The organism is Siminovitchia sp. FSL H7-0308, from assembly GCF_037980985.1.
GTDB lineage: Bacteria > Bacillota > Bacilli > Bacillales > Bacillaceae_C > Siminovitchia > Siminovitchia thermophila.
Window position 1 is genome coordinate 2605948 of record NZ_CP150282.1, and the last position, 24163, is coordinate 2630110.

28 protein-coding genes are annotated in these 24163 nt (G+C 42.2%); 10 read left to right on the forward strand and 18 right to left on the reverse strand.

Annotation, left to right across the window (positions count from 1 at the left end):
* Positions 1–70 precede the first annotated feature (70 nt).
* The 4 genes from MHB50_RS12485 to mutY all read right to left on the reverse strand — a co-directional run bounded on the left by MHB50_RS12485 (position 71) and on the right by mutY (position 3651).
* Positions 71–601: a DUF402 domain-containing protein gene (locus MHB50_RS12485; RefSeq protein WP_077109552.1), complete on the reverse strand. Its 531-nt coding sequence runs from the start codon at positions 599–601 to the stop codon at positions 71–73.
* Positions 602–1399: 798 nt separating this feature from the next.
* Positions 1400–1663 carry a gamma-type small acid-soluble spore protein gene (locus MHB50_RS12490; protein WP_139345529.1) on the reverse strand — a complete coding sequence of 88 codons (264 nt, stop codon included), beginning with the start codon at positions 1661–1663 and terminating at the stop codon, positions 1400–1402.
* Between the two features lie 112 nt (positions 1664–1775).
* Positions 1776–2525, reverse strand: coding sequence for an enoyl-[acyl-carrier-protein] reductase FabL (gene fabL, locus MHB50_RS12495; RefSeq protein WP_077109550.1), 750 nt, complete (start codon positions 2523–2525; stop codon positions 1776–1778).
* Between the two features lie 7 nt (positions 2526–2532).
* Positions 2533–3651 (reverse strand): A/G-specific adenine glycosylase, encoded by a 1119-nt coding sequence (gene mutY, locus MHB50_RS12500; RefSeq protein ID WP_077109549.1) that lies wholly within the window; start codon positions 3649–3651, stop codon positions 2533–2535.
* Between the two features lie 140 nt (positions 3652–3791).
* Between mutY and MHB50_RS12505 the strand changes: the two genes are divergently transcribed.
* From MHB50_RS12505 to MHB50_RS12515, 3 genes are all read left to right on the forward strand, one after another.
* A complete protein-coding gene (locus tag MHB50_RS12505) occupies positions 3792–4772 on the forward strand; it encodes a metal-dependent hydrolase (protein WP_077109548.1) in 981 nt (326 codons plus the stop codon).
* A 211-nt stretch (positions 4773–4983) separates the two neighbouring features.
* Positions 4984–5151, forward strand: coding sequence for a small, acid-soluble spore protein K (sspK, locus tag MHB50_RS12510; protein WP_077109547.1), 168 nt, complete (start codon positions 4984–4986; stop codon positions 5149–5151).
* A gap of 47 nt (positions 5152–5198) precedes the next feature.
* On the forward strand, positions 5199–5324 hold the full coding sequence (locus tag MHB50_RS12515) for a YpzG family protein (RefSeq protein ID WP_171973778.1): 126 nt from the start codon (positions 5199–5201) through the stop codon (positions 5322–5324).
* A gap of 32 nt (positions 5325–5356) precedes the next feature.
* Here the strand turns inward: MHB50_RS12515 and MHB50_RS12520 are convergent, their stop codons facing one another.
* Both MHB50_RS12520 and recX read right to left on the reverse strand, forming a co-directional pair.
* Positions 5357–5671, reverse strand: coding sequence for a YfhH family protein (locus MHB50_RS12520; RefSeq protein WP_139345527.1), 315 nt, complete (start codon positions 5669–5671; stop codon positions 5357–5359).
* Entirely contained in the window at positions 5661–6473 is an 813-nt protein-coding gene (gene recX / locus MHB50_RS12525; RefSeq protein ID WP_077109545.1) for a recombination regulator RecX, read from the reverse strand. The genes MHB50_RS12520 and recX overlap by 11 nt, the downstream gene beginning before the upstream one ends.
* 367 nt (positions 6474–6840) lie before the next feature.
* Between recX and MHB50_RS12530 the strand changes: the two genes are divergently transcribed.
* From MHB50_RS12530 to MHB50_RS12545, 4 genes are all read left to right on the forward strand, one after another.
* On the forward strand, positions 6841–6963 hold the full coding sequence (locus tag MHB50_RS12530) for a YfhE family protein (protein ID WP_077109565.1): 123 nt from the start codon (positions 6841–6843) through the stop codon (positions 6961–6963).
* An 83-nt stretch (positions 6964–7046) separates the two neighbouring features.
* Positions 7047–7232, forward strand: a complete 186-nt coding sequence (locus MHB50_RS12535; RefSeq protein ID WP_077109544.1) for a YfhD family protein — start codon at positions 7047–7049, stop codon at positions 7230–7232.
* 697 nt (positions 7233–7929) lie between these two features.
* Positions 7930–8271 (forward strand): helix-turn-helix transcriptional regulator, encoded by a 342-nt coding sequence (locus MHB50_RS12540; protein WP_339163950.1) that lies wholly within the window; start codon positions 7930–7932, stop codon positions 8269–8271.
* Positions 8268–8969, forward strand: a complete 702-nt coding sequence (locus MHB50_RS12545) for a permease prefix domain 1-containing protein (protein WP_339163953.1) — start codon at positions 8268–8270, stop codon at positions 8967–8969. Before MHB50_RS12540 ends, MHB50_RS12545 begins: the two co-directional genes overlap by 4 nt.
* 216 nt (positions 8970–9185) lie before the next feature.
* On the opposite strand, the gene MHB50_RS12550 is transcribed toward MHB50_RS12545, so the two are convergent.
* The 6 genes from MHB50_RS12550 to MHB50_RS12575 form a co-directional block, all read right to left on the reverse strand.
* The gene (locus tag MHB50_RS12550) at positions 9186–10055 is read right to left on the reverse strand and encodes a DNA-3-methyladenine glycosylase (RefSeq protein WP_339163955.1); all 870 of its coding nucleotides are present in this window, start codon (positions 10053–10055) and stop codon (positions 9186–9188) included.
* A gap of 335 nt (positions 10056–10390) precedes the next feature.
* A complete protein-coding gene (gene pdaA / locus MHB50_RS12555; RefSeq protein WP_339163958.1) occupies positions 10391–11188 on the reverse strand; it encodes a delta-lactam-biosynthetic de-N-acetylase in 798 nt (265 codons plus the stop codon).
* A 157-nt stretch (positions 11189–11345) separates the two neighbouring features.
* Positions 11346–12152: a YfkD family protein gene (locus MHB50_RS12560; RefSeq protein ID WP_339163961.1), complete on the reverse strand. Its 807-nt coding sequence runs from the start codon at positions 12150–12152 to the stop codon at positions 11346–11348.
* Positions 12153–12233: 81 nt separating this feature from the next.
* Complete coding sequence (cax, locus tag MHB50_RS12565; RefSeq protein WP_077109538.1) at positions 12234–13295, reverse strand: calcium/proton exchanger; 1062 nt, start codon at positions 13293–13295, stop codon at positions 12234–12236.
* Positions 13296–13318: 23 nt separating this feature from the next.
* The gene (locus MHB50_RS12570; protein WP_339163963.1) at positions 13319–13705 is read right to left on the reverse strand and encodes an OsmC family protein; all 387 of its coding nucleotides are present in this window, start codon (positions 13703–13705) and stop codon (positions 13319–13321) included.
* A gap of 406 nt (positions 13706–14111) precedes the next feature.
* Positions 14112–14966 carry a YihY/virulence factor BrkB family protein gene (locus MHB50_RS12575; RefSeq protein WP_339163966.1) on the reverse strand — a complete coding sequence of 285 codons (855 nt, stop codon included), beginning with the start codon at positions 14964–14966 and terminating at the stop codon, positions 14112–14114.
* 156 nt (positions 14967–15122) lie between these two features.
* Here MHB50_RS12575 and MHB50_RS12580 point away from each other — a divergent pair, with 156 nt between their 5' ends.
* Positions 15123–16502, forward strand: coding sequence for a sodium:alanine symporter family protein (locus tag MHB50_RS12580; RefSeq protein WP_339163968.1), 1380 nt, complete (start codon positions 15123–15125; stop codon positions 16500–16502).
* Positions 16503–16609: 107 nt separating this feature from the next.
* The gene (locus MHB50_RS12585; protein ID WP_077109534.1) at positions 16610–16831 is read left to right on the forward strand and encodes a DUF1128 domain-containing protein; all 222 of its coding nucleotides are present in this window, start codon (positions 16610–16612) and stop codon (positions 16829–16831) included.
* A 73-nt stretch (positions 16832–16904) separates the two neighbouring features.
* Here MHB50_RS12585 and MHB50_RS12590 read toward each other — a convergent pair whose 3' ends face one another.
* Entirely contained in the window at positions 16905–17687 is a 783-nt protein-coding gene (locus tag MHB50_RS12590) for a carbon-nitrogen family hydrolase (RefSeq protein ID WP_339163970.1), read from the reverse strand.
* A 113-nt stretch (positions 17688–17800) separates the two neighbouring features.
* Between MHB50_RS12590 and MHB50_RS12595 the strand changes: the two genes are divergently transcribed.
* Positions 17801–18973 (forward strand): pyridoxal phosphate-dependent aminotransferase, encoded by a 1173-nt coding sequence (locus tag MHB50_RS12595; protein ID WP_339163973.1) that lies wholly within the window; start codon positions 17801–17803, stop codon positions 18971–18973.
* 387 nt (positions 18974–19360) lie between these two features.
* On the opposite strand, the gene motB is transcribed toward MHB50_RS12595, so the two are convergent.
* The 5 genes from motB to MHB50_RS12620 form a co-directional block, all read right to left on the reverse strand.
* Complete coding sequence (gene motB / locus MHB50_RS12600; protein ID WP_077109531.1) at positions 19361–20146, reverse strand: flagellar motor protein MotB; 786 nt, start codon at positions 20144–20146, stop codon at positions 19361–19363.
* A complete protein-coding gene (gene motA, locus MHB50_RS12605; protein WP_077109530.1) occupies positions 20133–20939 on the reverse strand; it encodes a flagellar motor stator protein MotA in 807 nt (268 codons plus the stop codon). Before motA ends, motB begins: the two co-directional genes overlap by 14 nt.
* A 73-nt stretch (positions 20940–21012) precedes the next feature.
* On the reverse strand, positions 21013–22035 hold the full coding sequence (locus MHB50_RS12610; protein ID WP_339163977.1) for an ArsA family ATPase: 1023 nt from the start codon (positions 22033–22035) through the stop codon (positions 21013–21015).
* Positions 22029–22307, reverse strand: coding sequence for a cory-CC-star protein (locus MHB50_RS12615; protein WP_077109529.1), 279 nt, complete (start codon positions 22305–22307; stop codon positions 22029–22031). Before MHB50_RS12615 ends, MHB50_RS12610 begins: the two co-directional genes overlap by 7 nt.
* 22 nt (positions 22308–22329) lie before the next feature.
* Positions 22330–24027, reverse strand: coding sequence for a carbon starvation protein A (locus tag MHB50_RS12620; protein WP_339163980.1), 1698 nt, complete (start codon positions 24025–24027; stop codon positions 22330–22332).
* Positions 24028–24163: the final 136 nt, after the last annotated feature.

The following is a 24163-nucleotide window of genomic DNA, read 5'->3' on the forward strand; positions in this document are numbered from 1 at the left end:
GCCCTAATTTCTGATGTCAGCTTCTTTTTGCCAACAATAAATAAAGCCTGCCGAGAAACGCCAACAGGGATTAACTTAAATATGTTAAATAGCGATCATACCAAATATCAATAAAGTCAGCGGAAAAGGGCCCCTTCCCCTGCCTGATCCAGCGTACAAGCTTATCCACATTTTTTTTCAAGATATGATCGATTACATCCGGATATCCCATCAACTTTCGGTTGTGTTCATACTCGTCTTCGTCCAAAAGGGTAAAAGTCATGTCAGGAAATACTTTTATATCCAAGTCATAGTCAATATATTTTAATGCTTCCCGGTCATACACAAATGGCGAGCCGAGGTTGCAATAGTGGTAAATACCGTCATCTCTGATCATCGAAATAATGTTAAACCACAAGTCAGAATGAAAGTAACAGATTGCAGGTTCACGTGTCATCCAAGTCCTGCCATCCGCTTCCGTTACGAGTGTTCGGTCGTTTCCGCCGATCACCATATGATTTGTCGCCTTTAACACTTTAGTTTCGGCCCAAATCCTATGTAGGCTGCCGTTGTGTTTATAGCTTTGTATTTGAATATTTGATCCTTCCGCGGGAATATCCATCGTCTCCCCTACTTTCTAAATAAAAAAGAGCGCACCGTAATAGGAGCGTCTCACACCACGCGCCTCATATTTAAAAATGCCTTTTACATATAATACGATAAACTATCCGATACTATTATAACGGTTTAAGCACATTTTTAAAACTGAAGGGCTTCTTAAAAAGAGCGCGAGTCGCGTACCAGACAACAAAAATTTTCCAAAAACAGCTTTTCTACTTTCCGCGCAAAGCTGCCGACTTACCATCATAAACAGCATCTTTGGATGTACTGCTTTCTTTCCTACTGCTTAACTTGAACCGCTGACCGCGGTCTTCCTCACCACATATTCAATTCGCGCTTTTACTCGCCCGCTGATATGCTGACGATTTTTCCTTACTCTAGAGCCGGCACTTGCTTGGACCTCCTGTACGGGGGCAGTCTCAATCGGCGACATCCTGTCGCTTCGCCGGAACTTAAATGTCTTGTTCGGCGCAGGCTTAATCGGCGACGTCCTAACGCTTCGCCTGAACTTGAATGTCCTATTCGGCGCAGGCCCACTCGGCGACGTCCTAACGTTTCGCCTGAACTTCAATGTCCTGTTCGGCGCAGGCCCACTCGGCGACGTCCTAACGCTTCGCCTGAACTTGAATGTCCTATTCAGCGCAGGCCCACTCGGCGACGTCCTAACGTTTCGCCTGAACTTCAATGTCCTGTTCGGCGCAGGCTCAATCGGCGCCTCCCAGCACAGCATAGAAAAATGATACAAAAAATGAGCGGCTGCTCTTCATGTGAAAAGCAGCCGCTCACTTACATATATGCGTTACTGTCCGGCGTTTTGGCCTTTGCGTGCCTCAGCACGTTGGTTTTTCTGTCTTACTTGTTGTGCATCAGTTTCGCTGGCGAACTCAGCGCCAAATTGGCCTTGTTGTTGGGCACCAGCTGATTGTGCGTTTTGTTGTTTTACCTTTTGCACGTTTGTTTCGCTCGCAAACTCAGTGCCAAATTGGCCTTGAGCGCCCGCTGATTGTGCATTTTGCTGCCTTACTTTTTGAACGTTTGTTTCAGATTGGTTTCTTTTAGCCATCATTCTCACCTCCACGTTTCTTAATGTAACCAGAGGTGTATGTTGTTATCCAATTTTTTGGGCAAAAATAAAAACCAATCCGCCATACACGTACCAAATTTGGATAAGTATTTTAAACGAGGATAGAGCGGCCTCCATCAACGATAATTGTCTGGCCCCTGATCATGGACGCATCATCTGAAACGAGAAACATGATCGTTTTGACAATATCATCAATTTCGACCATGCGTCCTGCAGGTGTATTTTTTCGGGCGTCTTCCAACAACTCCTCGCGATTCGGGAAATGTGTCAATGCATCCGTATCAATAGCCCCCCCGGATACGGCATTCACAATAATATTTTTCGGGGAAAGCTCCACCGCCAAATAGCGTGTCAATGCTTCAACGGCGGCTTTTGATACTCCGACTGTTGTATAATTTTCTAAATATCGAATGGAGCCCAAAGAACTCAGGCTGACAATTTTTCCTCCACCGTTTTTTTCCATTAACTTTGCGGATTCTTGGGCACAAAAAAGCAGTGCTTTACTGTTAATATTCATTGTCCAATCCCAGTGGGATTCTTCAAGCTCCATTGCCGGACGCAAAACGCCGGATGCCGCGTTATTGATCAATACATCCAGGCGTCCAAACTCTTCCGAAATCTTTTCAAACATCGCTTTTATTTTGTCAACATCTCCGACATTCGCCCGCGCGAGCAACGCCTTTCTTCCCAGCTTTTCAATCTCTTCAACCGTTTCGAGGGCGGCTTTTTTGCTCCGCGCATAATTTACTACTATGTCGTAACCTTTTTCAGCCAAAGCAATGGCGGCAGCTTTTCCAACTCCCCTGCTGCTACCTGTAACGAGTGCTACTTTATTACTCATCTAAATCCTACCTTTCGTTTTCTCTTTCGTATTTTACATGGCTTTTATAAGCCTGCCAAATTTTTTGGTGGGAAACAGGAAACGCCAACTCTCCCATTTCCTCCTCCGTGACAAACCGTATCCGCTCATCCTCCTCCAGTCTGCCATTTACCACTTTTCCGGAAAAAGCGGAAATCGTCCATCTTAAATGGGTAAACACATGGTGAACCATCGTAAAAGACTCAGGAGTAACCTCTGCATCAACCGAGTACTTCGTCATCAAAAAGTCTTGAAGCGTTTCATATGGCTCCAGTACAGGGCGCGTTTCAATATTGGGGAATTCCCATAAATTAGCTAAAAGCCCCTTCCCAGGCCTTTTGCGAATCAGGAATTCTCCTTTCTCATTTTGTAAAACAATTGCCACCAATTCATCGTGTCTTGTATTTTTTTTGCGGGTCTTAACAGGAAGTTGATCCTGGACTCCTTTTTCAAAAGCGGAACAATGCTTTTGCACCGGACATAAAAGACATGCAGGTGACGTCGGCGTACAGACAAGGGCCCCTAGCTCCATTAACGCTTGATTAAAGTAAGAAGGATTCGGCTCAAACATCAATGCTCGAGCACATGCCTCAAACGTTTTGCGTGAAGCGGGGACAGCAATATCCTCCGTAATCAATAAAATTCTGGATAATACCCGCATCACATTTCCGTCTACCGCTGGTTCAGGTATTCCATAAGCAATGCTTAATACCGCACCTGCGGTGTATGGACCGACTCCTTTTAATTTTAAAATTTCTTCTTTTTGATCCGGAACTTTTCCCCCGTAATTTGCAACCACTTCTTTTATCGCTGAGTGCAAATTTCTGACACGGGAATAATATCCAAGACCTTCCCATATTTTAAGAATAGATTCTTCGTCCGCTTCCGCGAACGATTCAATCGTCGGAAATTTTTCCAAAAAACGCTGAAAGTAGGGAATGACAGTTTCTACCCTCGTCTGTTGCAGCATGATTTCCGAAACCCATACTTTGTAAGGGTCATTGTCCTTTCTCCACGGAAGATCCCGTTGTTCCGCTTCAAACCAACTAATAAGATCTTGTTGAAATTCTTCTACTTTGGGCATGTTTATTCTTTCGGTTAAAGCCATCTTCAAACCCCTTTATTCATGATTATTCCTGCTTTTTTTAGGGAATAGTATAATGACAATCATACTGCGCCTATTGCTTTTTAATTTTAAAAAGAATATGATTGACAAAGAAAGAATCCCTTCACGAAGGAGGATCTAGATTGGACACAGCTACCCATGTTGTGATGGGATTTGCAATCGGCGGGCTAGCCACACTTGATCCAGTTGTGGCACAATCTACTGTAAATACTCAGAGCGTGCTCGTTGCTGCAATTATCGGCTCGCAAATTCCTGACATAGATACACTTTTAAAGCTCCGGAATAATGCGGTGTATATCCGTAATCATAGAGGCATTACCCACTCGATCCCCGCCATTTTTATTTGGTCGGTGGTCGTAGCCGCTTTCGTTTACTTCTTTTTCCCGGAAACAAATTGGCTGCACTTGTGGATTTGGTCACTCGTCGCTGTGTTTATGCATGTGTTTGTGGATATTTTCAATGCATACGGTACACAGGCATTGCGACCTTTTTCCTCAAAGTGGGTTGCCCTTGGGATGATCAATACATTTGACCCTTATATTTTTGGCCTGCACGTGGCCGGCATTCTAATATGGCTGCTCGGTGCGCCTCCCGGATATACATTCCTTATTATGTATGGGATCATTTTCCTATATTATATTCTGCGTTTTGTCATGCAGCAAATGGTCAAGTCCGCTGTGTTAAAAACAGTTCCGGATGCTGAAAGAATCATTATTGCATCTACAATGTACTTTAACCAATGGAGAATTGCCGTCACCGCCAAAGACTATTATTACGTAGGGAGAGCCTACAGGCGGTCGATTACAATTTTTGACAAATTTAAACGGATTCCCGTTCCGGACACACCTGTTATAAAAGCGGCCTTACAAGACAAAAATATTTCAGCCTTTCTATCATTTTCACCGGTTTATCGCTGGGAGATAAAAGAATACAATCAGTATACCGAAGTGCGTTTTATTGATCTCCGGTATCGCAGTAATGGACATTATCCATTTGTTGCCATCGTCAAGCTTGACGAGGACTTAGAATTGATCACATCTTATACCGGTTGGGTGTACAGCGAAGAAAAGCTGAGAAAAAAACTACAGGTTGTTACCGATTAAGCACACAGTGTTAGGCACTGTGTTTTTTTATGGCTCCTCATTTCCTTTTCTTTCCTTTCGTTATGGCTCGTCCCGCAAAACGCCACACATAAGTATGAATTTTCTTCCAACAGCAAGATCGGGCCCAATCGGGTCCGTATTTTTTCTTAGTCCCCAAGCCATACTACCGATAAGCGGATGGATGTCCGCGCTATTGGGAGGTGAATATTCATTGCGCAACAAAGCAAAACACTTTCCATATGAAAACAAAAATCAGTTGGATTTAAACCCCCGTGCTAAAGCAATATATGCTTCAAAGCGGGCGGACGGAACGATCAATACGACCCCGCAAGCAAGAATGAGGGAGTCCGGAGCAAGGGATGAAAGTCGAAACGATTAGGGGTGTTTTATTTGCGAAAAAAAGACCTTACTCATTTAAACCGAAATCTGACACCTTTCAACAGAGGCTGGTATAGGCCGAAACATAGTGATTCCCAAGTGAACGGCGAAACTGAACAAACACAGCAGATGATCATCACCGAAAAAGATGCCGTCAAAAGATACAAAAGATAAATAAATGAGCACAGCGGACTACGCTGTGCCCTTTACTTCAACAAAGATATTGGCAGGGCTTCTTCTTTGCCGGATCCTCCCAAACGATACCCCCATGCAAATACACCGTTCAAATAGTCAATTTTAAAATAGCTTCCGGGATCGCCGTCTATGCCATATATAGTGCCTGGTTTAAAGTCGGCTGGGTCCAATAAGTACGCTTTTGCCATCACCGCTTTGCGTTCCAAAACGGCAAATTGGTTCACCATCCCCATTTGCTCCGCTTTACGAGCTTCTTCCTTCACTTTCGCTATTTCGGCTTTCAGCTCAGCTTCTGTCATTTGGCTATATCTTTTTTCATTCTCCATTTTCGGCATCCTCCGCATCTTTTTCTACATAACGGATAATCAAATCCATTGCAAACCCTTTCCGATACAAAGCCTGTTTCATTCTTTGTTTATATTCGTAACCAGAAAATTTGCTGAATCTCCTTTTCGCTTTGTCGCCTTCTCTTACGATCGCTTCCCACTCTTCATCTTCATCTTTTTCAATAGCAATCTTATTCATGGCTTCGTTGATGATCTCAAAAGGAAAACCTTTGGTTGACAATGCATACTCCACTTTTTGCTTTCGCATTCGTTCAGACAGTTTATGGTGTTGTTTGGCGAATTTATTGCCCAATACAATCGCGTTTGCTATTTGCTGGTCTCGTGTATATTCCTCCATTGCCGCTTCGAGCACGGGTTCTTTGATCCCTTTTTTTAACAGTTCTTGTTGGATGACAGCAGGCCCTTTTCTCCCCATGTTCATGGCCGTCCGTACATAAGCTTTGGCAAATTCCAGATCATCCGTCAATTTTTCCTGTCTTAATTGATGTAAAACGGCATCAATAATCGAATCATCCCAATCCTTTTTCTTAAGGTGGCTCCGTATTTCCTGTTCCGACCGCATGCGAAAAGACAAAAAGCGCAAAGCCACATGAAAAGCTTTTCTGATTTCATCTGCGTGTTGAATTTGTGTGATCTCCAAGTCCGTTATCTGCTTTCCTTTTTTTAACTGAAAACGAATTAGTACATCTTCATCGACGCTGAAAGCATACTGTTCGTCGAGGAAAATATTGTACCGCGCCCCTTTTTGCTTTTGGGTAGAGATTTTAGTAATAATGGGCATATTTTTTCACCCTCGTTCCATAAGCTATATGTATTTTAACATAAAGTGAAACTTCCATCAGCGAAAGACTTTTTATTGGCAGTCTCCGCCAGTGGCATTTTTCGCGCTGACATTGCTGTCAAAGCTTCCCTTGTCTCAACCCGTACATTCTGCACATCGAAAAGACTTCGGGGCATGTGGTGTGTCGCTGCGGAAGTTTTCCTTTTTATTGATCTGACCTAACCGGGCTTTTACTGGCAATTGTTCTTTTAAGTTTGAGGTCGAATCTAGCTGCCCATTCAAGTGGATAAATATCCATATCTATTTTTGTATGAAGCCAATGAATGAAGGCAAAAATGATTACCAAATGACTGGAGGTGCAGGGGCATTGAAAAAAGGCAAAGAGTTCAAATCGAAAAATAAACTTTCTGCGACCCAGGAAGTCCTTTATCAACGAGAATTTAAACGAGCCGACCGGGCTGGCGGATATGTTGAAAAAGAACGAAAATAATGAATGAAAACGGGTGAAAAAGCGGCGGCTACACATAATATAAAGGCGGGCCAAACCTGCAAATAACGAAAGGGGAGTTCATGATGGGACGTGCACATAATCAAAACCAGCGGGACAAAAACAAGCAAAAACTTCCGCAGGTGCCGAAAAATGAAAAAAGTGACGGGCAGGATATCGAATTCTCGCAAGAATTAGCCGATCACGAGGATATAGAAGCCCAATTGAGATCCAAGGCAGCAGACAAACGTGCCCGAAAAAAGCGGACATGATATTGATTTTTAAGGAAAGGGTCTGTCTTTAACGGGTTCGGTTGCTGGGGAGAAAACAATAAAAAAACATATTAATTAGAGACACAATTCGCATATGAATTGGCGTCTCTTTTTTTATTGATATACCAAAGTTTATCTCGAATTTTCTTTCATCATCTTTACGCTAAATTGTTATTAAGTCGGACACCAGTCACAAGAACTTGTGAAATTTTAGGAATTGGACGAGGAACTTACTACGATAAGTTGGAATGGCTATATCGAAGATGTTTGGAATTTCTAGAAAAACACGAGACTAAACCTTGGAGCCGAAAGATGTTCCGTCATTAATAATAAATGTTTATGACAACGCTACAAACGCCTTTATTCAACAGATTCGAAGAAGGCTATCTATTTTGGAAAGACCATTGACCACCGCCCGTGGCGATGGAAAAAGTTATATCTATTCAAATTTCAATCCAAAGTATGCACAGATGGCAATCACTATCCTTCGAACGTATTACAATTTTTGTTTCCCTTTTATATATCAAACGGAACAAGGGAGACTCCCGCGCAACGATTGGGTATAACAGATAGAACTTTTGATTTGAAAGAAATAATCTATCCAAGGTAGATCGCTAATAATTAGCGATGTTTTTTTGAAAGAATACCTTGTATTATTGGGTATTATATTTTATAGTATGGTTAGGAGGCGGTGTATTTGGAAATTAACAAAGAGGTTTTAAAAGGTCATATTGATACGATCATTCTCTCCTTGTTAAGAGATGAGGATATGTACGGATATGAAATTGCCAAGTTTGTTCGAGAAAAGAGCGAAGAACAATTCGAATTGAAAGAAGGAACACTTTATTTATCATTAAAGCGCCTAGAGAAAAACATGTGGATAGAGTCCTATTGGGGAGATGAGCAAGGACCAGGAGGAAGGCGGAAATATTATCGATTAACTCCATCGGGTGAAGAAGGATTAGAACAAAAGCGCAAAGAATGGGAATTTGTTAAAAATATGATTGATTCGTTTCTTGAAAGGGGAGAAAAAAATTGAAACAAGTTGAAGAGTACGTTAACAAGGTTTATCGGAATGCGAAAGGCAACAAAGATGAAATCCAAGATTTAAAAAGTGAAATGAAAAGTCATTTGCTCGAATCCGTTCACGAATTAATATCCGAGGGAAAAACGGAAGAGGAAGCTGTTGAAATCGCCATTGAACGATTTGGTAAAGAGAATGAACTCCGATCACTGATAAATCAGGTATTTCAAACACAAAAAACATTTGGAAAAAGGCTATTAAATGCTGGATTAGGTATTTTTGTTCTTTCATTAATCTTCTTTATTATTACAATAATCCCAATCAATGATATTCACAAAGAACAAACTGCTATTGTTAACGATATCCTTGAAATTATTCCGACAGATGGGCAGTTGTCTGAAGCGAATAAAATTGAGATAGAAGAAATTTTGGAGGGTGCGAAATTTTCTGTTGGGACGGCGGTAGTTAAAAACTACTCAAATGGAGATGAGGTCATATATGAATACACAACGTACGATAACCCTCTTATGAGTAAATTATACAGCTCATATTACTTTGGTTCGGGATCGCATGGTGTATTTATTGAATCAAAGGATTATTCATTTTTAGGATTATTGGTGTTGTTAGTCGGTGGAACAACCTTTGTGCTGTTTGCTATGTTATGGGCAATAATTAAAGCATACAATAAACAAAAAACTAAAATACTTAACTAAACACGTTAAATATGGATATTAATATATCATTAATTGGTAAGTTTAACCAATTACACAAAATTTTTTACATTCTCAAACGCTCGGATTTTCTCTGAGCGTTTTTGCTTGCTATTTAATATGCTGATTCATTGCTGAATTCCATGCTAATAAGTTTCCGAATTCTATTGTTATTAGCATTTTTCTCCTCACCAACCAAACCCGTTAGTCTGCCTTTCCTTACTTTTTTTCAATGCTTCTCCATAAATATAAAGAGGCGTAGCTCAAATATGGTTCCCAGTTTTTTATATAACCACCAATCTCATCCGGGCTTGGCTTACGCTCGAGCTGAAACAGCTTTTGCAAAGCCTTTTGCAGCCCTATATCCGCTTTTGGAAAAAGATTATTCCTCCCCAATCCAAATAATAGAAAGCTTTGGGCTGTCCAAGGCCCTACTCCCCTTAACTTGACCAGCTCAGCAATCACTTCCTGATCGGGCAATTGTTTTACATGCTCCAAATTTACATCACCATTGGCGATTTTCCTTGAAATATCGATCAGATATTCTGCTTTACGCTGGCTCATCCTCAGCCTGCGAAGATCATCCACTTTCAGCGCAACAACTGTTTCCGGCAAGGGAAAAAACGGCACGCCGTCTACTTCAAGGCCGTATGTTTTAACAAATTGCTCGGTTAAAGAAATCGCCAATTTCATATGAATTTGCTGGTGAATGATAGAGCGCATAATGGAAGCATAGAGAGAAAACTCCAGAACAATTGGTGTACCCCGATGTTCAGAAAAGATATCGCTAAGAACTGTATCGGAAAAATAGCGATGAATTTCATCAAGCGGCTTATTCCATTGAAAAACTCTCATCACTTCGGCAATGATTTTTTCTTTAGTATTGATGTTTTTTCCTTTCAATTTAAATACAGGTTTTTCGGTTGATCCTATCGCCTGAACATCAACCACTTCCGCATATGGCTCATAAATCGGGACCCGTATAAGCCTTTTTTCACTATCAATCATATGGAGAGGATCCATGGCAAGCCTGTCCAACGCCAAATCAAAATTGTACGGCCCCTCAATCTGAACACGCTCTTCCCACATATAGCCCCCTCCTTTTGTTTGCTTTATTATATCTTAAAAAAGAAAAAGCAGCTTCTTTAGCCGCTTTAACCTTCATCATTATATAATTTTCCTCATCATGAATGATTTACACTAGTTTCAGGCTTGTACATTCCACCAAGCTGTTCCTTCTCTTCATTTTGAAAACCGACAGATTCCAATCATCCATTTCTGCCTAGTTGTTAAAGTCCTTGTCTTTCTTCCTTCGACACGCTGGGATTCCACCTTTAAAGCGCTTTTCGTTTTCTCGGTTCATCATTGGATAATAAATTTATAAAGCGCCTGACATAATGACTAATAAGAATTTATTGAAAGACCTACTGGGAAATCAATGGATTCTTCATTTTTTCATGTGCGATATAGTCATCCAGGCTTTTAAACGTATAACCCCTCTTTTTCAGATCGCCAATGACTTTTTCCAAAGCGTCGGCGTTATCCTTGGAGACTGTATGAAGAAGGATCACCGCACCTGGATGGACTTGCGACATGATGTTATCGTATGCATATTTCCATCCTCTTTGCTGATCCGTTTGCCAATCTTTGAATGCCAATGACCACAAGACATGGTAATAGCCTGCTTCCTTGGCAACTTTTAGGGTTCTTTCGCTTAAAATTCCCCTTGGCGGCCTAAGATACTGCATTTCAGTCTGTCCGGTCAAAGCAGCTGTTTTTTCTTTCACCATTTCCAGCTCTTCTTTTATTTTGTCATCACTTACCTGTGTTAAATCGGGATGGCTCCAAGAATGATTCCCAATGATATGTCCTTCCTTTACCATCCGTTTGGCCAGGTCAGGAGCGCTATCTAAATAATGGCCGGTAACAAAAAAAGTTGCCGGAACTTTTTCTTTTTTTAATACATCCAAGATTTTACCGGTGTAGCCATTTTCATATCCATTATCAAACGTCATATATAACACTTTTTTATCTGGGCTTCCTTTATAAAAAGCGTCATATTTATTCAGCAATTGTTCATATTCCTGTCCGGCATCAGCCTGCTTTTCTCCGCTTCCCTTTTTAAACCCCCAATGAATGGGCGTATTGGATACTGCATTCACCTCGTGTCCATAAAGAAAGAAGAGAAAAAAAAGTGGCAGCCACATCGCCAAGCGTTTCATTCACACACCGCCTTTCAATCTTTTTCTTATATTTTTTCCATTGCAGGGATTTTATCCATGCCATACCTTTCCAAATGTTGTAGTTCATGGCGGAGGCGGCAAGGACAGAGCATCTTGACAAGATGTTGATAGCAAAAAAGAGAGGCTTCTGCCCCTCCTATTCCCTCGTTTCAAATGAAAAGCTTAAATGATCCTGAATCGGAATCCAGGCGCCGATTTCTTGTGTCGTCACATTTTTTACGACTATTTTTTGTTTCGTACCTTTTAATAATAAGTATACTTCGCCATAAGTCAGCTTTCCTTTTTCGCTTACTGCAGGTGCATATGCATATAAATACCCTACGCGAGTGGGCGGAATGTTGTAAACATGCGTATGTTTCGTTCCGGCACCGATGAGTGTTTCAAATGAAAGCGGCAAATTCACTTTTTCACGCGCTTTTTCCTGCATCATTTTTTGAACGTCTTCGGGGTGGGTCACTTTGGATGTCAAACCGCCCTTGATTGTTTTTTGGGATTCCTGTACATAATGAATTTGATAATTGCCTGTTCCGCCCCGGTTATCATAAAAATTTGTATTGATTTTCTGATATTTCCAGTTCGGGTCCGTCTCTTCCGATTCATAGTTCAATGCCCATTCTCCCAGAAAAATAGTGGCCCTTGCTCCGAAAGAAAGAGGAGACTTTGTAACAGCCGATTCATTCAATATACGAATCAGATTGGGATTTTCAATTTTCACTTTGGAATTCTCCAGCAATTCTTTCGTAAACTTGCTCGGCGCCAAACGAGGAAGCTCGCTGGAAGGGTTTGAAATGGTATTTTCTTTTCCTATATTCACTACGGATGAAGGGATTTCAAAGGTTGCTTCTTTACGCGATTCAGGCTCCTTTGCAGCCGTTGCCGTAATAGGGCCCATTGCCAGGACAAAGGCTAAAAGCAAGAACATAATTTCATGATGCCGTTTCATGGTGTTTTTACTCCTTTCATCTTAAAAGCGGCGTTATGTTGATGCGTTTATTTTTTCCTAATTGCCCCGGATTATCCACCCCTACAGCAAATAAAATCCAATACCCATAATTAAGTATGCCGCAAGCATCGTTAATCCTTCAAACCAGTTCGATTCCCCGTCGTTTGCAATAACGATCGTCAGCAATACGGCAGTGGCCATTGAAACAAGCTCGGGTACTGTAAATACGAGCGGCATCTCTTGTTTAAAAAACAATGAGATCAAGACAAGAACAGGTGCTACAAACATGGCAATTTGCAATGTAGAGCCAATCGCAATCTCTACGGCTATATCCAATTTATTCTTGTAAGCCATAATAATGGCCGAGGCATGTTCGGCTGCATTACCGACAATGGCCACAATGATGACCCCGATAAATAACTCGGACCAGCCAAACTGTTCGCCCACAGCCTCAAATGTATGAACAAGCCGCTCAGACACATACGCAACGGCCAACGTTGCCAGCGCCAAAATGAGCATCGCCTTTCCTTTTGACCATTCGGGAATTTCTTCCTCATGAGCCGCCTCTTTTTCCTCCCTTGTCATATACACCCCACGATGTGTAACAAGCTTGAAGAAAAGCGCAAACATATAAAGGATGATCATGATAATGGATATGCCAATGCTTAACGTCATTTTTTCCCCGGGGGTCATCTTTAACGTAAATAATTCCGGAATCATAAAGGCAACGATCACGGCAAACATGAGTAAACCCGCGTTATGTCTTGCGTCGTACACATTAAACATTTGCCTTTTAAACTTCAACCCGCCTACGAAAAAAGACAATCCTCCAACTAAGAGCAAGTTTCCGATGACCGAGCCTGTCAAGGAAGCAAGGACAACATTAATAAGTCCTGCCTTTAATGCGAAAATGGAAATGATTAATTCAACAGCGTTTCCAAACGTCGCATTTAAAAGCCCGCCAATCCGGGGTCCTGCCACAATAGCCAAGCTTTCCGTTGCTCGCCCCATCACGCCCGCCAAAGCGACGATCGTCAGGCAATATACGCCGAACATTGCCGTCCCTGGCCATTGCAAAAATGAGCCGATAATAGAAAGCGGAAGCCCTATAGCAATGACAATTAAAATGATTTTATTGACCATCCACTGATCATCCTCCTTCAACTTTAACTATCGATGATTTCGTAAGTTTTACATACTTCGATGGAATCAATCACAGATTGAACCATTGCACAATTTTTTGTTGTCAGTTCTAAGGCTTTTGCTATTTTTTCATCACTCAAATGAGAGCCTTTGATTTTAAAATGCAGGGAAACTTTTTCAATCCGATTGGCCATTTTCAGATTTCTTTCCGCATCGGCAATAATTCGAATATCGTCAACCTTTAAACGCATCTTTGTCAATATGGTGCGCAATATTCCCCCGCTGCATACAGCAAGTGAAGAAATTAACAGTTGATACGGCCGAAAACCATTTTCCTCATTCCCCGAAATATCAAGCCTTCCGTAGGGCAATTCAATGTGAAAACCTTCCGTCTTCATTTTAAATTCCATTTTTTTCTTCCCCTTTCCAAAATAAAACAAACATGATTTGAAAGCATTATACCAACTGGCAGTTGGCTTCAAAAGACATTCATCTGTAAGAGGCGCTTCTCTAATCTCTTACCGAATCCGTAAATGAAGCTTGAAGAGCATGGCGTTTCAGCTGGCATTGCCCCTAGCGAATTGTCAATGTGAGCTTTTCTCTCCTTCACGATGTGAAACCGGAAAAATTCTCCATCAACCTTGTCATTTCCAGATTGAAACTTCATGAATAAACAAACGGGAAGTCCGATTGCAGTAAAACAATCAAAACTTCCCATGTCAAAAAACAGCTTGTTGTTATCAAGTTTACTCACGATTTTTAGTATCCGTCTCCTTACTTTGCGAGTTCCGCGTTGCCTGCTTGTCAAGCGGCTCTTTAATGAATTCGATTTTCCTTTTTTTCTGTAAAAAAAGAGTTGATCTCCCCGCCGACCATAATAATGATGGATGAAAAATAAAACCATAACATCAAAATGATAATACCGGTTATGCTCCCGTAAGTCGCTGTATAATTTCCAAATGTTGAAACATAATACGAAAACCCGAGTGATACGACGATCCAGCCAACCGTTGCAAAAACAGCTCCTGGCACTGCTGATAGATACTTGATCTTGACATTGGGCGCCAGATAGTACACGGCCAGAAAAACGACAAATAATATGATGGGACTAAGTGTCCAGCGAATAATTCCCCAAACTTTTAAAAAGTGCTCCGACAGGCCGAGAAAAGAAAACATAAACAGACCGATTTGTTTTCCAAAAACAGGAAGAAGCAATGCCAAAATAAATACAAAGATCATGGCAATTGTCAAAACGACCGACAATCCCCGTGCAATAAAGAAGGAGCGTTTTTCCTCGACCCCATGTGCCCGATTTAAAGATTTCATCAAGGCATTCATTCCTTTGGAGGCTGACCAAATCGTAGCAATAAAGCCGATGGAAAGAAGCCCGCCGCTTCTATTAGCCATAACATCCGTCAATGTATCGTACATGAACGTATATGTCTCTTCTGGCGCAAAATCTTTTATCAGGTTAAAAATGTCTTGTTGCGTTACCGGCGTATAAGGTAAAAGAGTAAACAGAAAAATTAACATGGGGAATAAGGACAGCAGGAAAAAGTAGGCCAACTGGGCTGCAAGCCCTGTGACATCATTATGTTGAATCTTTTCCATTAATGTATTTACAAATCTGATGATTTTCTTGCGATTATTTCTGGCTTTCACTTTATCCATACCGGACACCTCTCCCGACCACTTTATCTGCCTTATGTTTACCTTTTTGGAGAAACTATAAAACATTTTACCAGATCCCGAATGAACTTGACATTCTATTGATCTTTTTGCAGAATGAGAGCATATGAGTTTAACAGATAAAAAAGGAGGTTGTGTATGAAAGCGCCTACATTCACAGACAAAATTTCTAAAATTCTGGAGACAATCAGTGGTTTTGTATGGGGATTGCCCCTTCTCGTACTCATTTTGGGAACAGGGATTTTTCTCACTTTTCGGATCGGATTTTTGCAGCTCCGGCTCCTCCCCTATTCTTTAAAGCTTGCTTTTAGCTTCAAGCAAGATAAATCTTCAAAAGGAGACATATCCCATTTCCAGGCTTTAATGACTGCTTTAGCAGCAACAGTCGGAACAGGAAATATTGTTGGTGTTGCAACGGCGGTCACTCTTGGAGGTCCGGGAGCAGTTTTATGGATGTGGCTTTCCGCCCTTTTCGGTATGGCAACTAAATATGCAGAAGCGGTTCTTGCCGTAAAATATCGGATTGTTGATACAAATGGAGAAATGTCGGGCGGGCCCATGTATTATTTAGAGCGCGGCCTGAAACAAAAATGGCTCGGGGTTTTGTTTGCCATTTTTGGCGCTATTGCCGCATTTGGTATAGGGAACCTTGTCCAGTCCAATGCTGTTTCCAATATCGTTAAAACAACTTTTGGAATTAACGAATGGATTACCGGAATCATCCTTGTGATTTTTGCCGGCCTTTCCATTATTGGAGGAATCAAAAGTATTGGAAAAGTCACAGCACTTTTTGTCCCTTTTATGGCCTTGTTTTATGTTATGAGCGGACTGGCAGTATTATTTATGAATCTTGATTTAATTCCTACCGCTGTTTCCGTTATTGTTTCAGATGCATTTTCAGGACAAGCCGTTGCCGGGGGCGCAATTGGAGCCGTTATTCGGTACGGCGTGGCCCGTGGTGTATTTTCTAATGAAGCAGGCCTTGGTTCTGCACCTATTGCAGCCGCAGCAGCCAAAACGGATATGCCGGGCCGACAAGCGCTCGTGTCAATGACACAAGTTTTCATTGATACGATTGTCATCTGTTCAATCACCGGAATAACCATTGTCATGGCAGGTTTGTATAAGGATGGTTCAATAGCTGCCGGAGACTTGACTTCAGCATCCTTTGAAACTTTCCTGGGCCCTGCCGGATCGATCATAATTGCTCTTGGGCTTCTATTCTTCGCCTCTTCAACTATTTTGGGTTGGTCATATTACGGTGAAAAATGTTTTTCTTACCTGTTTACTGCCAAAGCAATTATTTACTATAGAATCGTATTTGTAAGTGCCATCTTTATTGGAGCAGTCACCACCCTTGATATCGTCTGGACGTTTGCCGACATTATGAACGGCCTCATGGCGATTCCCAACTTAATTGGATTGCTGGGTCTTTCGGGTGTAGTTGTTTATGAAACAAAGAGAATCATTAATACGATCAAGGAAGAAAAACAACAACTGAAAAGAAATTCGGCTTGATTCAATCCCTGTCTTAATATGGAGATCATATTCATAATCTAGTTGACAATCCTTTAAGAGAATGGAATCATTGGATTATCATAATTCAAATCAGGGAGATGACATCGGTGGATTTATCGAAAAACAAGCCGCAAAACATTGAATATATGCTCAACCAAATTACAGAAAAACTGCGCATGGTGAATACGAGTGCGGTAAAAGCAGAGGCGATCAATGAAGAGTTATACGAAGAACTCTGCGAAATCTATGAAATGGTCATGAAAAAAGAACACTTCACTCCAAACGAAATGGAAGCTATCGCCGAAGAGTTGGGGAGACTGCGAAAATAACGCCTTTCTCATCTGCTATTCCTTCCTCAGACGAAACACACCCAAAAGCACGCGCAGCTTTTGGGTGTTTCATTTAATAAAATTCCGGTCTCCGGTCATCAAAAACAGGAATTCTTCCACGAATTTCATCAATTAGTCCAAGATCTACGTTTCCTGTCAGCAGCTCCTCGCCTTCACCGCCCTCGGAAATGACTGTTCCCCAAGGGTCGATGATCATAGAATGCCCCGCAAATATGTTATGGGGATCGCGGCCAACCCGGTTGCATGCAACGACATAGCTTTGGTTTTCGATGGCGCGTGCCTTTAATAATGTTTGCCAATGATCCAACCTTGGAAGCGGCCATTCGGCAACAACAAACAGGACCTTTGCTCCGTTCAAAACAGGTTTGCGCAGCCATTCCGGAAACCTGATATCATAACATATAAAGCTCCCTGCTTCCTCTCCATCAACCGTAAATCTTGCTTCATCCTCGCCCGCAATAAGATACTTATGTTCATCCATCAATCGGAACAAATGAAGCTTGCTATATTCATGAAGCATTCTTCCATTTTTATCGACAATATACATTGTATTTTTTACGCCATCTGCTGTTTGTTTCGCAACCGATCCACCTACAATATGAAAGCGATGTTTGACCGCCTGTTCCTTTAAAAATTGGCGCGCGTCTTCACCTTCATAATGGGCAATTTCGTCCAATCGTGTCAAATCATAACCAGTAGTCCACAACTCCGGAAGCACTACGAGCGTGCACTCTTGTTCAGCAGCTTTTTCAAACCATTGTTCAGCCCTTTTGTAATTTTCTTTCGGATCGCCAAATGCAATATCCATTTGGATAAGGCCCACTTTCCACTTCATGAACTGTTCTCCTCCTGTTCATTCTTGCCTGTTCTTTACAAACATACCATTAAGGGGTAACATTTTGAACTATATAGATAAAAAAATAGAATTATCTTAAAAAAGGTGATGGAATGCTTACATTTGAACAATCTCAATTACTGAAACATTTACCGACGCAATTTTTTGCTTCACTTGTGGAGAAGGTTAATCACATTAAAGCCGAAGGACATGACGTCATTAATCTTGGCCAGGGCAATCCGGACAAGCCGACGCCTGTCAACATTGTGGAGCGTTTAAAATCGGCTGCCGACAATCCGAATAATCATCGATATCCGCCATTTAGAGGCAAAAGGAATTTAAAACAGGCTGCCGCGGATTTTTATAAGAAAGAATACGGTGTTGACCTTGACCCCGAAAAACATATCGCCATATTGTTTGGAGGAAAGGCCGGACTGGTAGAGTTGCCGCAATGTCTGTTAAATTCCGGGGATGTCATGCTTGTGCCCGACCCCGGTTATCCCGACTATTGGTCTGGAGCCGCGCTTGCCAATGCTAAAATGGAAATGATGCCCCTTATGGAAGAAAATGATTTTCTTCCTTCCTATGACCTTATACATAAAGAAATTGCTGATAAAGCGAAGTTAATGATATTAAATTATCCCAACAATCCGACCGGCGCAGTTGCTGATATCGGCTTTTTCGAAAAAACGGTAGAGTTTGCGGCCAACCACCATATTTGTGTCTGCCATGATTTTGCATACGGCGGGATCGGCTTTGATGGAAAAAAACCAGTCAGTTTCCTGCAAGCAGCGGGTGCAAAAGACATTGGCGTCGAGATCTACACGTTATCGAAAACATTTAATATGGCGGGATGGAGAATCGCTTTTGCAGCGGGAAATCCATCTGTTATCGAAGCGATCAATCTACTGCAGGATCACTTGTATGTAAGCCTGTTTGGCGCCATACAAGATGCGGCAGAAGAAGCCCTTTCCAATACGGCCGAAGCCGCAAAGCAAATGAATGATATGTACGAACTTAGAAGAAATGTTTTCATTTCAAGCCTTCATGAAATTGGATGGCATGTCGATGCACCGAAAGGTTCCTTTTTCGCATGGCTAAAAGTTCCTTCCGGATATACCTCAGAGTCATTCGCGGACCTCTTACTTGAAAAGGCCCACGTAGCTGTAGCACCCGGAATCGGCTTCGGCCAATATGGGGAAGGTTATGTCAGAGTGGGGCTCCTTACATCTGAAGAACGTCTTCAGGAAGCGGCAGCACGTATACGTAAGCTTGGAATATTTTAACTCCTACTCATCGAAAATGTACATTTACATTAGTTGCATACTCAAGCTATGATAGCGATTTTTTTAACACAATAGGGGCCGGGACATAAATTGAAAGCTGATTCATATTCGTAAAAATCGTGAGAAGAAAACCGCGTGAAATCAAGGTTTTTAAACTTGATTCCATGCGGTTTGTTTCATGTTTACAGGGTTTTGTCCAAGCCCCTTGCTATTTCGTATTTGCTTATAGTGAATACAAGAGAAAACGGCACCTAAATGCCCGATTGGTTCAACTAACATTCAGTAGGAGCCCTACTGAATGAAGTTTCACTTTATCGTTCTTTTTTTAATCAGCTGATTTTGTTGTGTCACTGGCTCAAGTAGAATGCCGGCATTAACTGCTTCTGCTTATTGCGTTTCTTCGGTATATGGTTGAATGAGCACTTCCACTCTGCGGTTCTTTTCTCTGCCTTCTGCTGTATTATTATCAGCGATTGGTTGAAATTCCCCAAAGCCTTTGGCACTGAATAGCTGTGGGTCCAAGTTTTCGTTTTCCAGAAGGACTTTCATAAAATTGACCGCCCGCATAACGCTCAATTCCCAGTTTGATTGAAAATTCGAGTTTTTGATCGGAACATTGTCGGTATGGCCGCTAATGATGACGCTTCGCGGCACCTCCATTTCAAGCAGCTTTGCCAACTCTCTACCCGTGTTCTTATCTTCTTCCCGTACGGTATCGCTCCCTGACTGAAACAGTACGCTGTCATTAATTCTAATAAGGAGCCCCTCTGCAGTGAGTGAAGTCGAGAATTTATCTTCGTAACCATTTTTTTGAATAAAGCTTTCCACTTTTTCCCGGATGGCTTCCAGTATTTCCAATTCTTTCTCCATCTCTTGGATAGCCTTTTCAGCGGCTTCCTTTTCTGCTTTATTATAGGCGTCCCAATCGGATGGGACATCCGCACTTTGTTCGCTGTCTTCAACCGGCTGTTGAAACTCGACCGGACCCGTCCCGTTCATGAAGATACCGCTAAACACTTGGGACAAGTGGCTAAACCGTTGGGCATCAACGGAACTAATCGCAAATAACACGATGAACAAGGCAAGGAGCAACGTTAATAAGTCGGCATATGGCAGTAGCCAAGCCTCACTCATATGCTCTTCGTCTTTTCTTCTTTTTTTACGCCTCGACATTTTGGGCCACTTCACTTTCATTTTCTACAAATAAACCTTTTCGTTCTGAAGCCGGAAGATGTGATGAAAGCTTTTGTTCAATGATGCGCGGCGCTTCACCTTCTAATATGGATAGAATGCCTTCAACCATCATTTCCTTCAATTTGATTTCTTCATGCGTTTTTCTCTTTAGCTTATTGGCGAATGGGTGCCACAACACATAACCGGTAAAAATCCCGAGTAAAGTGGCGACAAACGCACCTGAAATGGCAATTCCAAGTTCATCGGTATTTTCCATATTGCCCAATGCAGCAATTAATCCGATAACAGCTCCTAGAACCCCCAGTGTAGGTGCATACGTACCCGCTTGGGAAAAAATAGCAGCGCCGGCTGCATGCCGTTCTTCCATGGCATCAATTTCATCCGAAAGGACATCACGAATATAGTCGGCATTTTGTCCATCAACGGCCAAAATGAGTCCTTGCTTTAAAAACGGGTCATCAATCTCGTCCAATCTCGATTCTAGCGCCAGAAGCCCTTCCCTTCTCGCTAATTGGGCCATATCGGAAAACAAAAGAATAAGATCTTTTGGCTTTGGCATATTTTGCTCTTTGAAAATAATTCCGAAAAGCTTGGGTATCCTTTTGATTTCCGAAGAAGGGAAAGCGATAATCACGCTTGCAGCCGTTCCCACCAAGATGACGAGGATGGCAGCCGGATTAATCAACGCTGCTATATCTACTCCTTTTAATATCATGCCTGCCCCAATTGCAATAAATCCAAGGACGACCCCAGTCAATGATGTTTTATCCATTTATTTGCTTCACCCTCAATAATTGTCTTATCCTTTATATCGGACGGTGAAATCAGATGTTAAGTACAAAAATCTAAACGGTTCCTTTATTGGTTAAGTTTTCCATTAAAGGAGCAAGCTGGTTAATTTCATCAATTCCTTTAATATCAGAGGACTGCATCGGAATATATATCTTATTGAAACTGGAAAATTTTTCTTCTATTTCTTTTACATATATTTTTTCTTGCTCTCTTCTCTTTTCCAAAAATGTTCCATCCGCTTCTTCGGGCAATACCCGGTTAATGATGATTCCTCCAACTTTTATATGGTATTTTTCCAAAATGCCCATCGCCTTTTCAGTTTCCAATATCGGGAGGCGTTCCGGATTTAATACGAAATAAAAAGTCGTTTTTTCCGAGTCCAGCAATAATTTTTTTACCATGGAAAAACGGTGCTTCCTTCTTTGCAACAAATGATACACTTGATCAGCCGGCTCTTCCTCCCGAACGCCGGCTATATTGTTTAACATGCGGTTCATTTCCTGAGACTTCTTTCGTTGGGCGAGCATGCCTTCCATCCACACTTCCATCAAATCAGGCAGCGAAAGGAGTCTGAGCGTGTGGCCTGTCGGAGCAGTATCAAAAACGATATGATCAAAGTTTCCCTCGGCATCCAATATAATTGTTACGAGCTCATCAAATAAAGCAGCCTCATCTGCGCCGGGTGAAGCTTTTGCAAAATCTACCTGTCTCTCTACCTCTTTCCACATTTCGGGTGCGGTTAATTTTTCCAAATTGCCCTTCACTTCGTTGATATAACGGTTACTGGCACGTTCGCTGTCCAACTCCATGACGGATAAGCCCGGAGCAATTTGCTGCTCGGAACCGGCATCCACTTCTAGTAAATCCCCCAAAGAATGAGCGGGGTCAGTGGAGACGAGGAGTGTCTTATGCCCTTTTTTGGCCAAAGAAAAAGCAAAGAGGGCGGAGCAGGTTGTTTTACCTACTCCACCTTTACCCCCAAAAAAGGATATGTTCAATTGTCTTTCGTTTTGTTTCTCATTGCGATTGTCTTCTTGCCGGCTATCCCCATTCCTGTTCCTTAACCATCTTAACAACAGCGAAAACCTTCCAGTGGGGATTTTTCCATCCCCATTCTTGTATGCCATTTATGGAAGTCTTCCAGCATAAACGGCATTAGTTCAAGCGTGTAAAAAGAAGCGGGATTGGGTAGGCCGAGCATTTCCGACATAACAAGCAGCTTAAACATATCGTCTCTCCGCTGAATTTCTCGCTGCATCGTTTGACGATATGGAACATAGTACATTTCACGATAGAAATGTTTGATTTCCTTTAAAACACTTTTTAGTTTTTCGACATGTATGTTCATGATTTGACCTCTTTTACGTGTATTATTTGGAAAGCGGAGGCGCGGGTGGAATCCTTGACTGCATTTCCCTTCTTACCGCTGCAAGTCCTTCAAGGATCAGCCAGATATTCAAAGCAAGAATAAACGTTCCAACTATTACGAGCAATGTATTTCCGGCTTGAATATAATTGGCAATGTTAATGACCATGCTGACTGTGGTAGCTGTAACAACAACGATGAGCGGAATGAGCGAGTAAATATAATTTCTTCCCATGCGCCATAACAAAATGGTCAAAATAAGCAGCGACAATCCGGCAGTCAACTGGTTTGTCGTACCAAATAGCGGCCAAAGAACCATTCCACCAGCCCCTGGGTTGGAAGGATCGGCAAGAAACGCGAGCGCAACACAGCTCAAAAAGGCCACGACAGTACTCACATTGGCATTCTTTAACGGTTGAACGTTATATTGCTCACCAATTTCCGATAAAATAAAACGCTGCAATCTCATGGAAGTATCAAGTGTCGTTGCGGCAAATGCCACAATCATGATGGAGATGAATGTCGTTCCAATCACTGGTGAAATCCCCAAACTGGAGAGGAAGTGGCCTGCACCAGTTACAAATGCCGCTGTTCCCCCGGCACTGGCCGCAGCCCAAGATTCATAATGCTGGCTCCATGCGTCAAAAGTGGCAAACCCGGCGGCCGTCGCCATGATCGCAGCAAGTGCAAGCATCCCCTCTCCCACTGCGCCAAAATATCCGACAAAACGGGCATCCGTCTCTTTATCAAGCTGTTTGGATGACGTTCCCGAACTCACCAGTCCGTGGAATCCGGAGATCGCACCGCAAGCAATTGTCACAAATAATAAGGGTAAAATCGGCGGAGTGCCTGCCGGAACATCCGTATTAAAGAATGGGGCTACAAAATCCGGGCGTGTCACGAACAAGCCCAAGTAAATGATAATCAACCCCAAGAACAGCATGTGTGAGTTGATATAATCACGCGGCTGAAGCAATAGCCATACTGGCAGCCTTGAAGCAACCGCACCATAAATCAGCATAATGATGACCCACCATGCGCCAGGTGACATTCCGAGCATCGCCTCCGGCAAAGGGAGGGGAACATTGGCCCCGATTAAAATAAATACAAACAACAAAATAAGTCCGATAATGGAAGGCCAAAGCAACTTCGTTCCCCGTTTGTATACTAGAAAACCTATGGTGATCGCTACGGGGATTTGCAGCCAATATGGCAGAACACTTTCGGGAAATGCAGTAAACAAGTTGGCGATCGTGACAGCGAAAACGGCATTCACCATAAGGAGCAAAAAGAAAATAACCAATAAAAACAAACCTTTTGCCCGTGTTCCGATCACCGAGTTTGTAATGACCCCAACAGATTTTCCTTTGTTTCTAACAGAAGCCCACAACGTCCCAAAGTCGTGAAGCCCGGCAAAGAAAATCGTGCCTAGCGTCACCCATATAAGAGCAGGCCCCCAGCCCCAAATCATGGCAATTGCAGGCCCGACAATTGGGGCGGCACCAGCGACTGAACTAAAATGATGTCCCCAAAGAACAAAACGGTTCGTGGGAACATGATCCACCCCGTCTTTAAACTCATGGGCAGGTGTCACAAAATTCGGATCGAGCCGAAAAATCCTTTCCGACAAAAACTTCGAATAATAACGGTACCCCAAATAAAAGAGAATGAGAACTGCTATCGTCGTTATTGTAGGACTCACTTTCTCCCCTCCTATTTAAAATATTCTGAAAAGATATTATATAACAATAATAGACTTTTTTCAAGCATGTCTCACTTTAACATGCTGTTTCTATACGCTCTCTAAAACCATTGAGTAAAGACGTATTCTTGAAAAA

What these genes read in the sequence shown, in the direction of transcription:
- MHB50_RS12485 (WP_077109552.1), bottom strand. Translation starts at nt 601, where the DNA reads ATGGATATTCCCGCGGAAGGATCAAATATTCAAATACAAAGCTATAAA.
- MHB50_RS12490 (WP_139345529.1), bottom strand. Translation starts at nt 1,663, where the DNA reads ATGGCTAAAAGAAACCAATCTGAAACAAACGTTCAAAAAGTAAGGCAG.
- fabL (WP_077109550.1), bottom strand. Translation starts at nt 2,525, where the DNA reads ATGAGTAATAAAGTAGCACTCGTTACAGGTAGCAGCAGGGGAGTTGGA.
- mutY (WP_077109549.1), bottom strand. Translation starts at nt 3,651, where the DNA reads ATGGCTTTAACCGAAAGAATAAACATGCCCAAAGTAGAAGAATTTCAA.
- MHB50_RS12520 (WP_139345527.1), bottom strand. Translation starts at nt 5,671, where the DNA reads ATGGAGAATGAAAAAAGATATAGCCAAATGACAGAAGCTGAGCTGAAA.
- recX (WP_077109545.1), bottom strand. Translation starts at nt 6,473, where the DNA reads ATGCCCATTATTACTAAAATCTCTACCCAAAAGCAAAAAGGGGCGCGG.
- MHB50_RS12535 (WP_077109544.1), top strand. Translation starts at nt 7,047, where the DNA reads ATGGGACGTGCACATAATCAAAACCAGCGGGACAAAAACAAGCAAAAA.
- MHB50_RS12550 (WP_339163955.1), bottom strand. Translation starts at nt 10,055, where the DNA reads ATGTGGGAAGAGCGTGTTCAGATTGAGGGGCCGTACAATTTTGATTTG.
- pdaA (WP_339163958.1), bottom strand. Translation starts at nt 11,188, where the DNA reads ATGAAACGCTTGGCGATGTGGCTGCCACTTTTTTTTCTCTTCTTTCTT.
- MHB50_RS12560 (WP_339163961.1), bottom strand. Translation starts at nt 12,152, where the DNA reads ATGAAACGGCATCATGAAATTATGTTCTTGCTTTTAGCCTTTGTCCTG.
- cax (WP_077109538.1), bottom strand. Translation starts at nt 13,295, where the DNA reads ATGGTCAATAAAATCATTTTAATTGTCATTGCTATAGGGCTTCCGCTT.
- MHB50_RS12570 (WP_339163963.1), bottom strand. Translation starts at nt 13,705, where the DNA reads ATGGAATTTAAAATGAAGACGGAAGGTTTTCACATTGAATTGCCCTAC.
- MHB50_RS12575 (WP_339163966.1), bottom strand. Translation starts at nt 14,966, where the DNA reads ATGGATAAAGTGAAAGCCAGAAATAATCGCAAGAAAATCATCAGATTT.
- MHB50_RS12580 (WP_339163968.1), top strand. Translation starts at nt 15,123, where the DNA reads ATGAAAGCGCCTACATTCACAGACAAAATTTCTAAAATTCTGGAGACA.
- MHB50_RS12590 (WP_339163970.1), bottom strand. Translation starts at nt 17,687, where the DNA reads ATGAAGTGGAAAGTGGGCCTTATCCAAATGGATATTGCATTTGGCGAT.
- MHB50_RS12595 (WP_339163973.1), top strand. Translation starts at nt 17,801, where the DNA reads ATGCTTACATTTGAACAATCTCAATTACTGAAACATTTACCGACGCAA.
- motB (WP_077109531.1), bottom strand. Translation starts at nt 20,146, where the DNA reads ATGTCGAGGCGTAAAAAAAGAAGAAAAGACGAAGAGCATATGAGTGAG.
- motA (WP_077109530.1), bottom strand. Translation starts at nt 20,939, where the DNA reads ATGGATAAAACATCATTGACTGGGGTCGTCCTTGGATTTATTGCAATT.
- MHB50_RS12615 (WP_077109529.1), bottom strand. Translation starts at nt 22,307, where the DNA reads ATGAACATACATGTCGAAAAACTAAAAAGTGTTTTAAAGGAAATCAAA.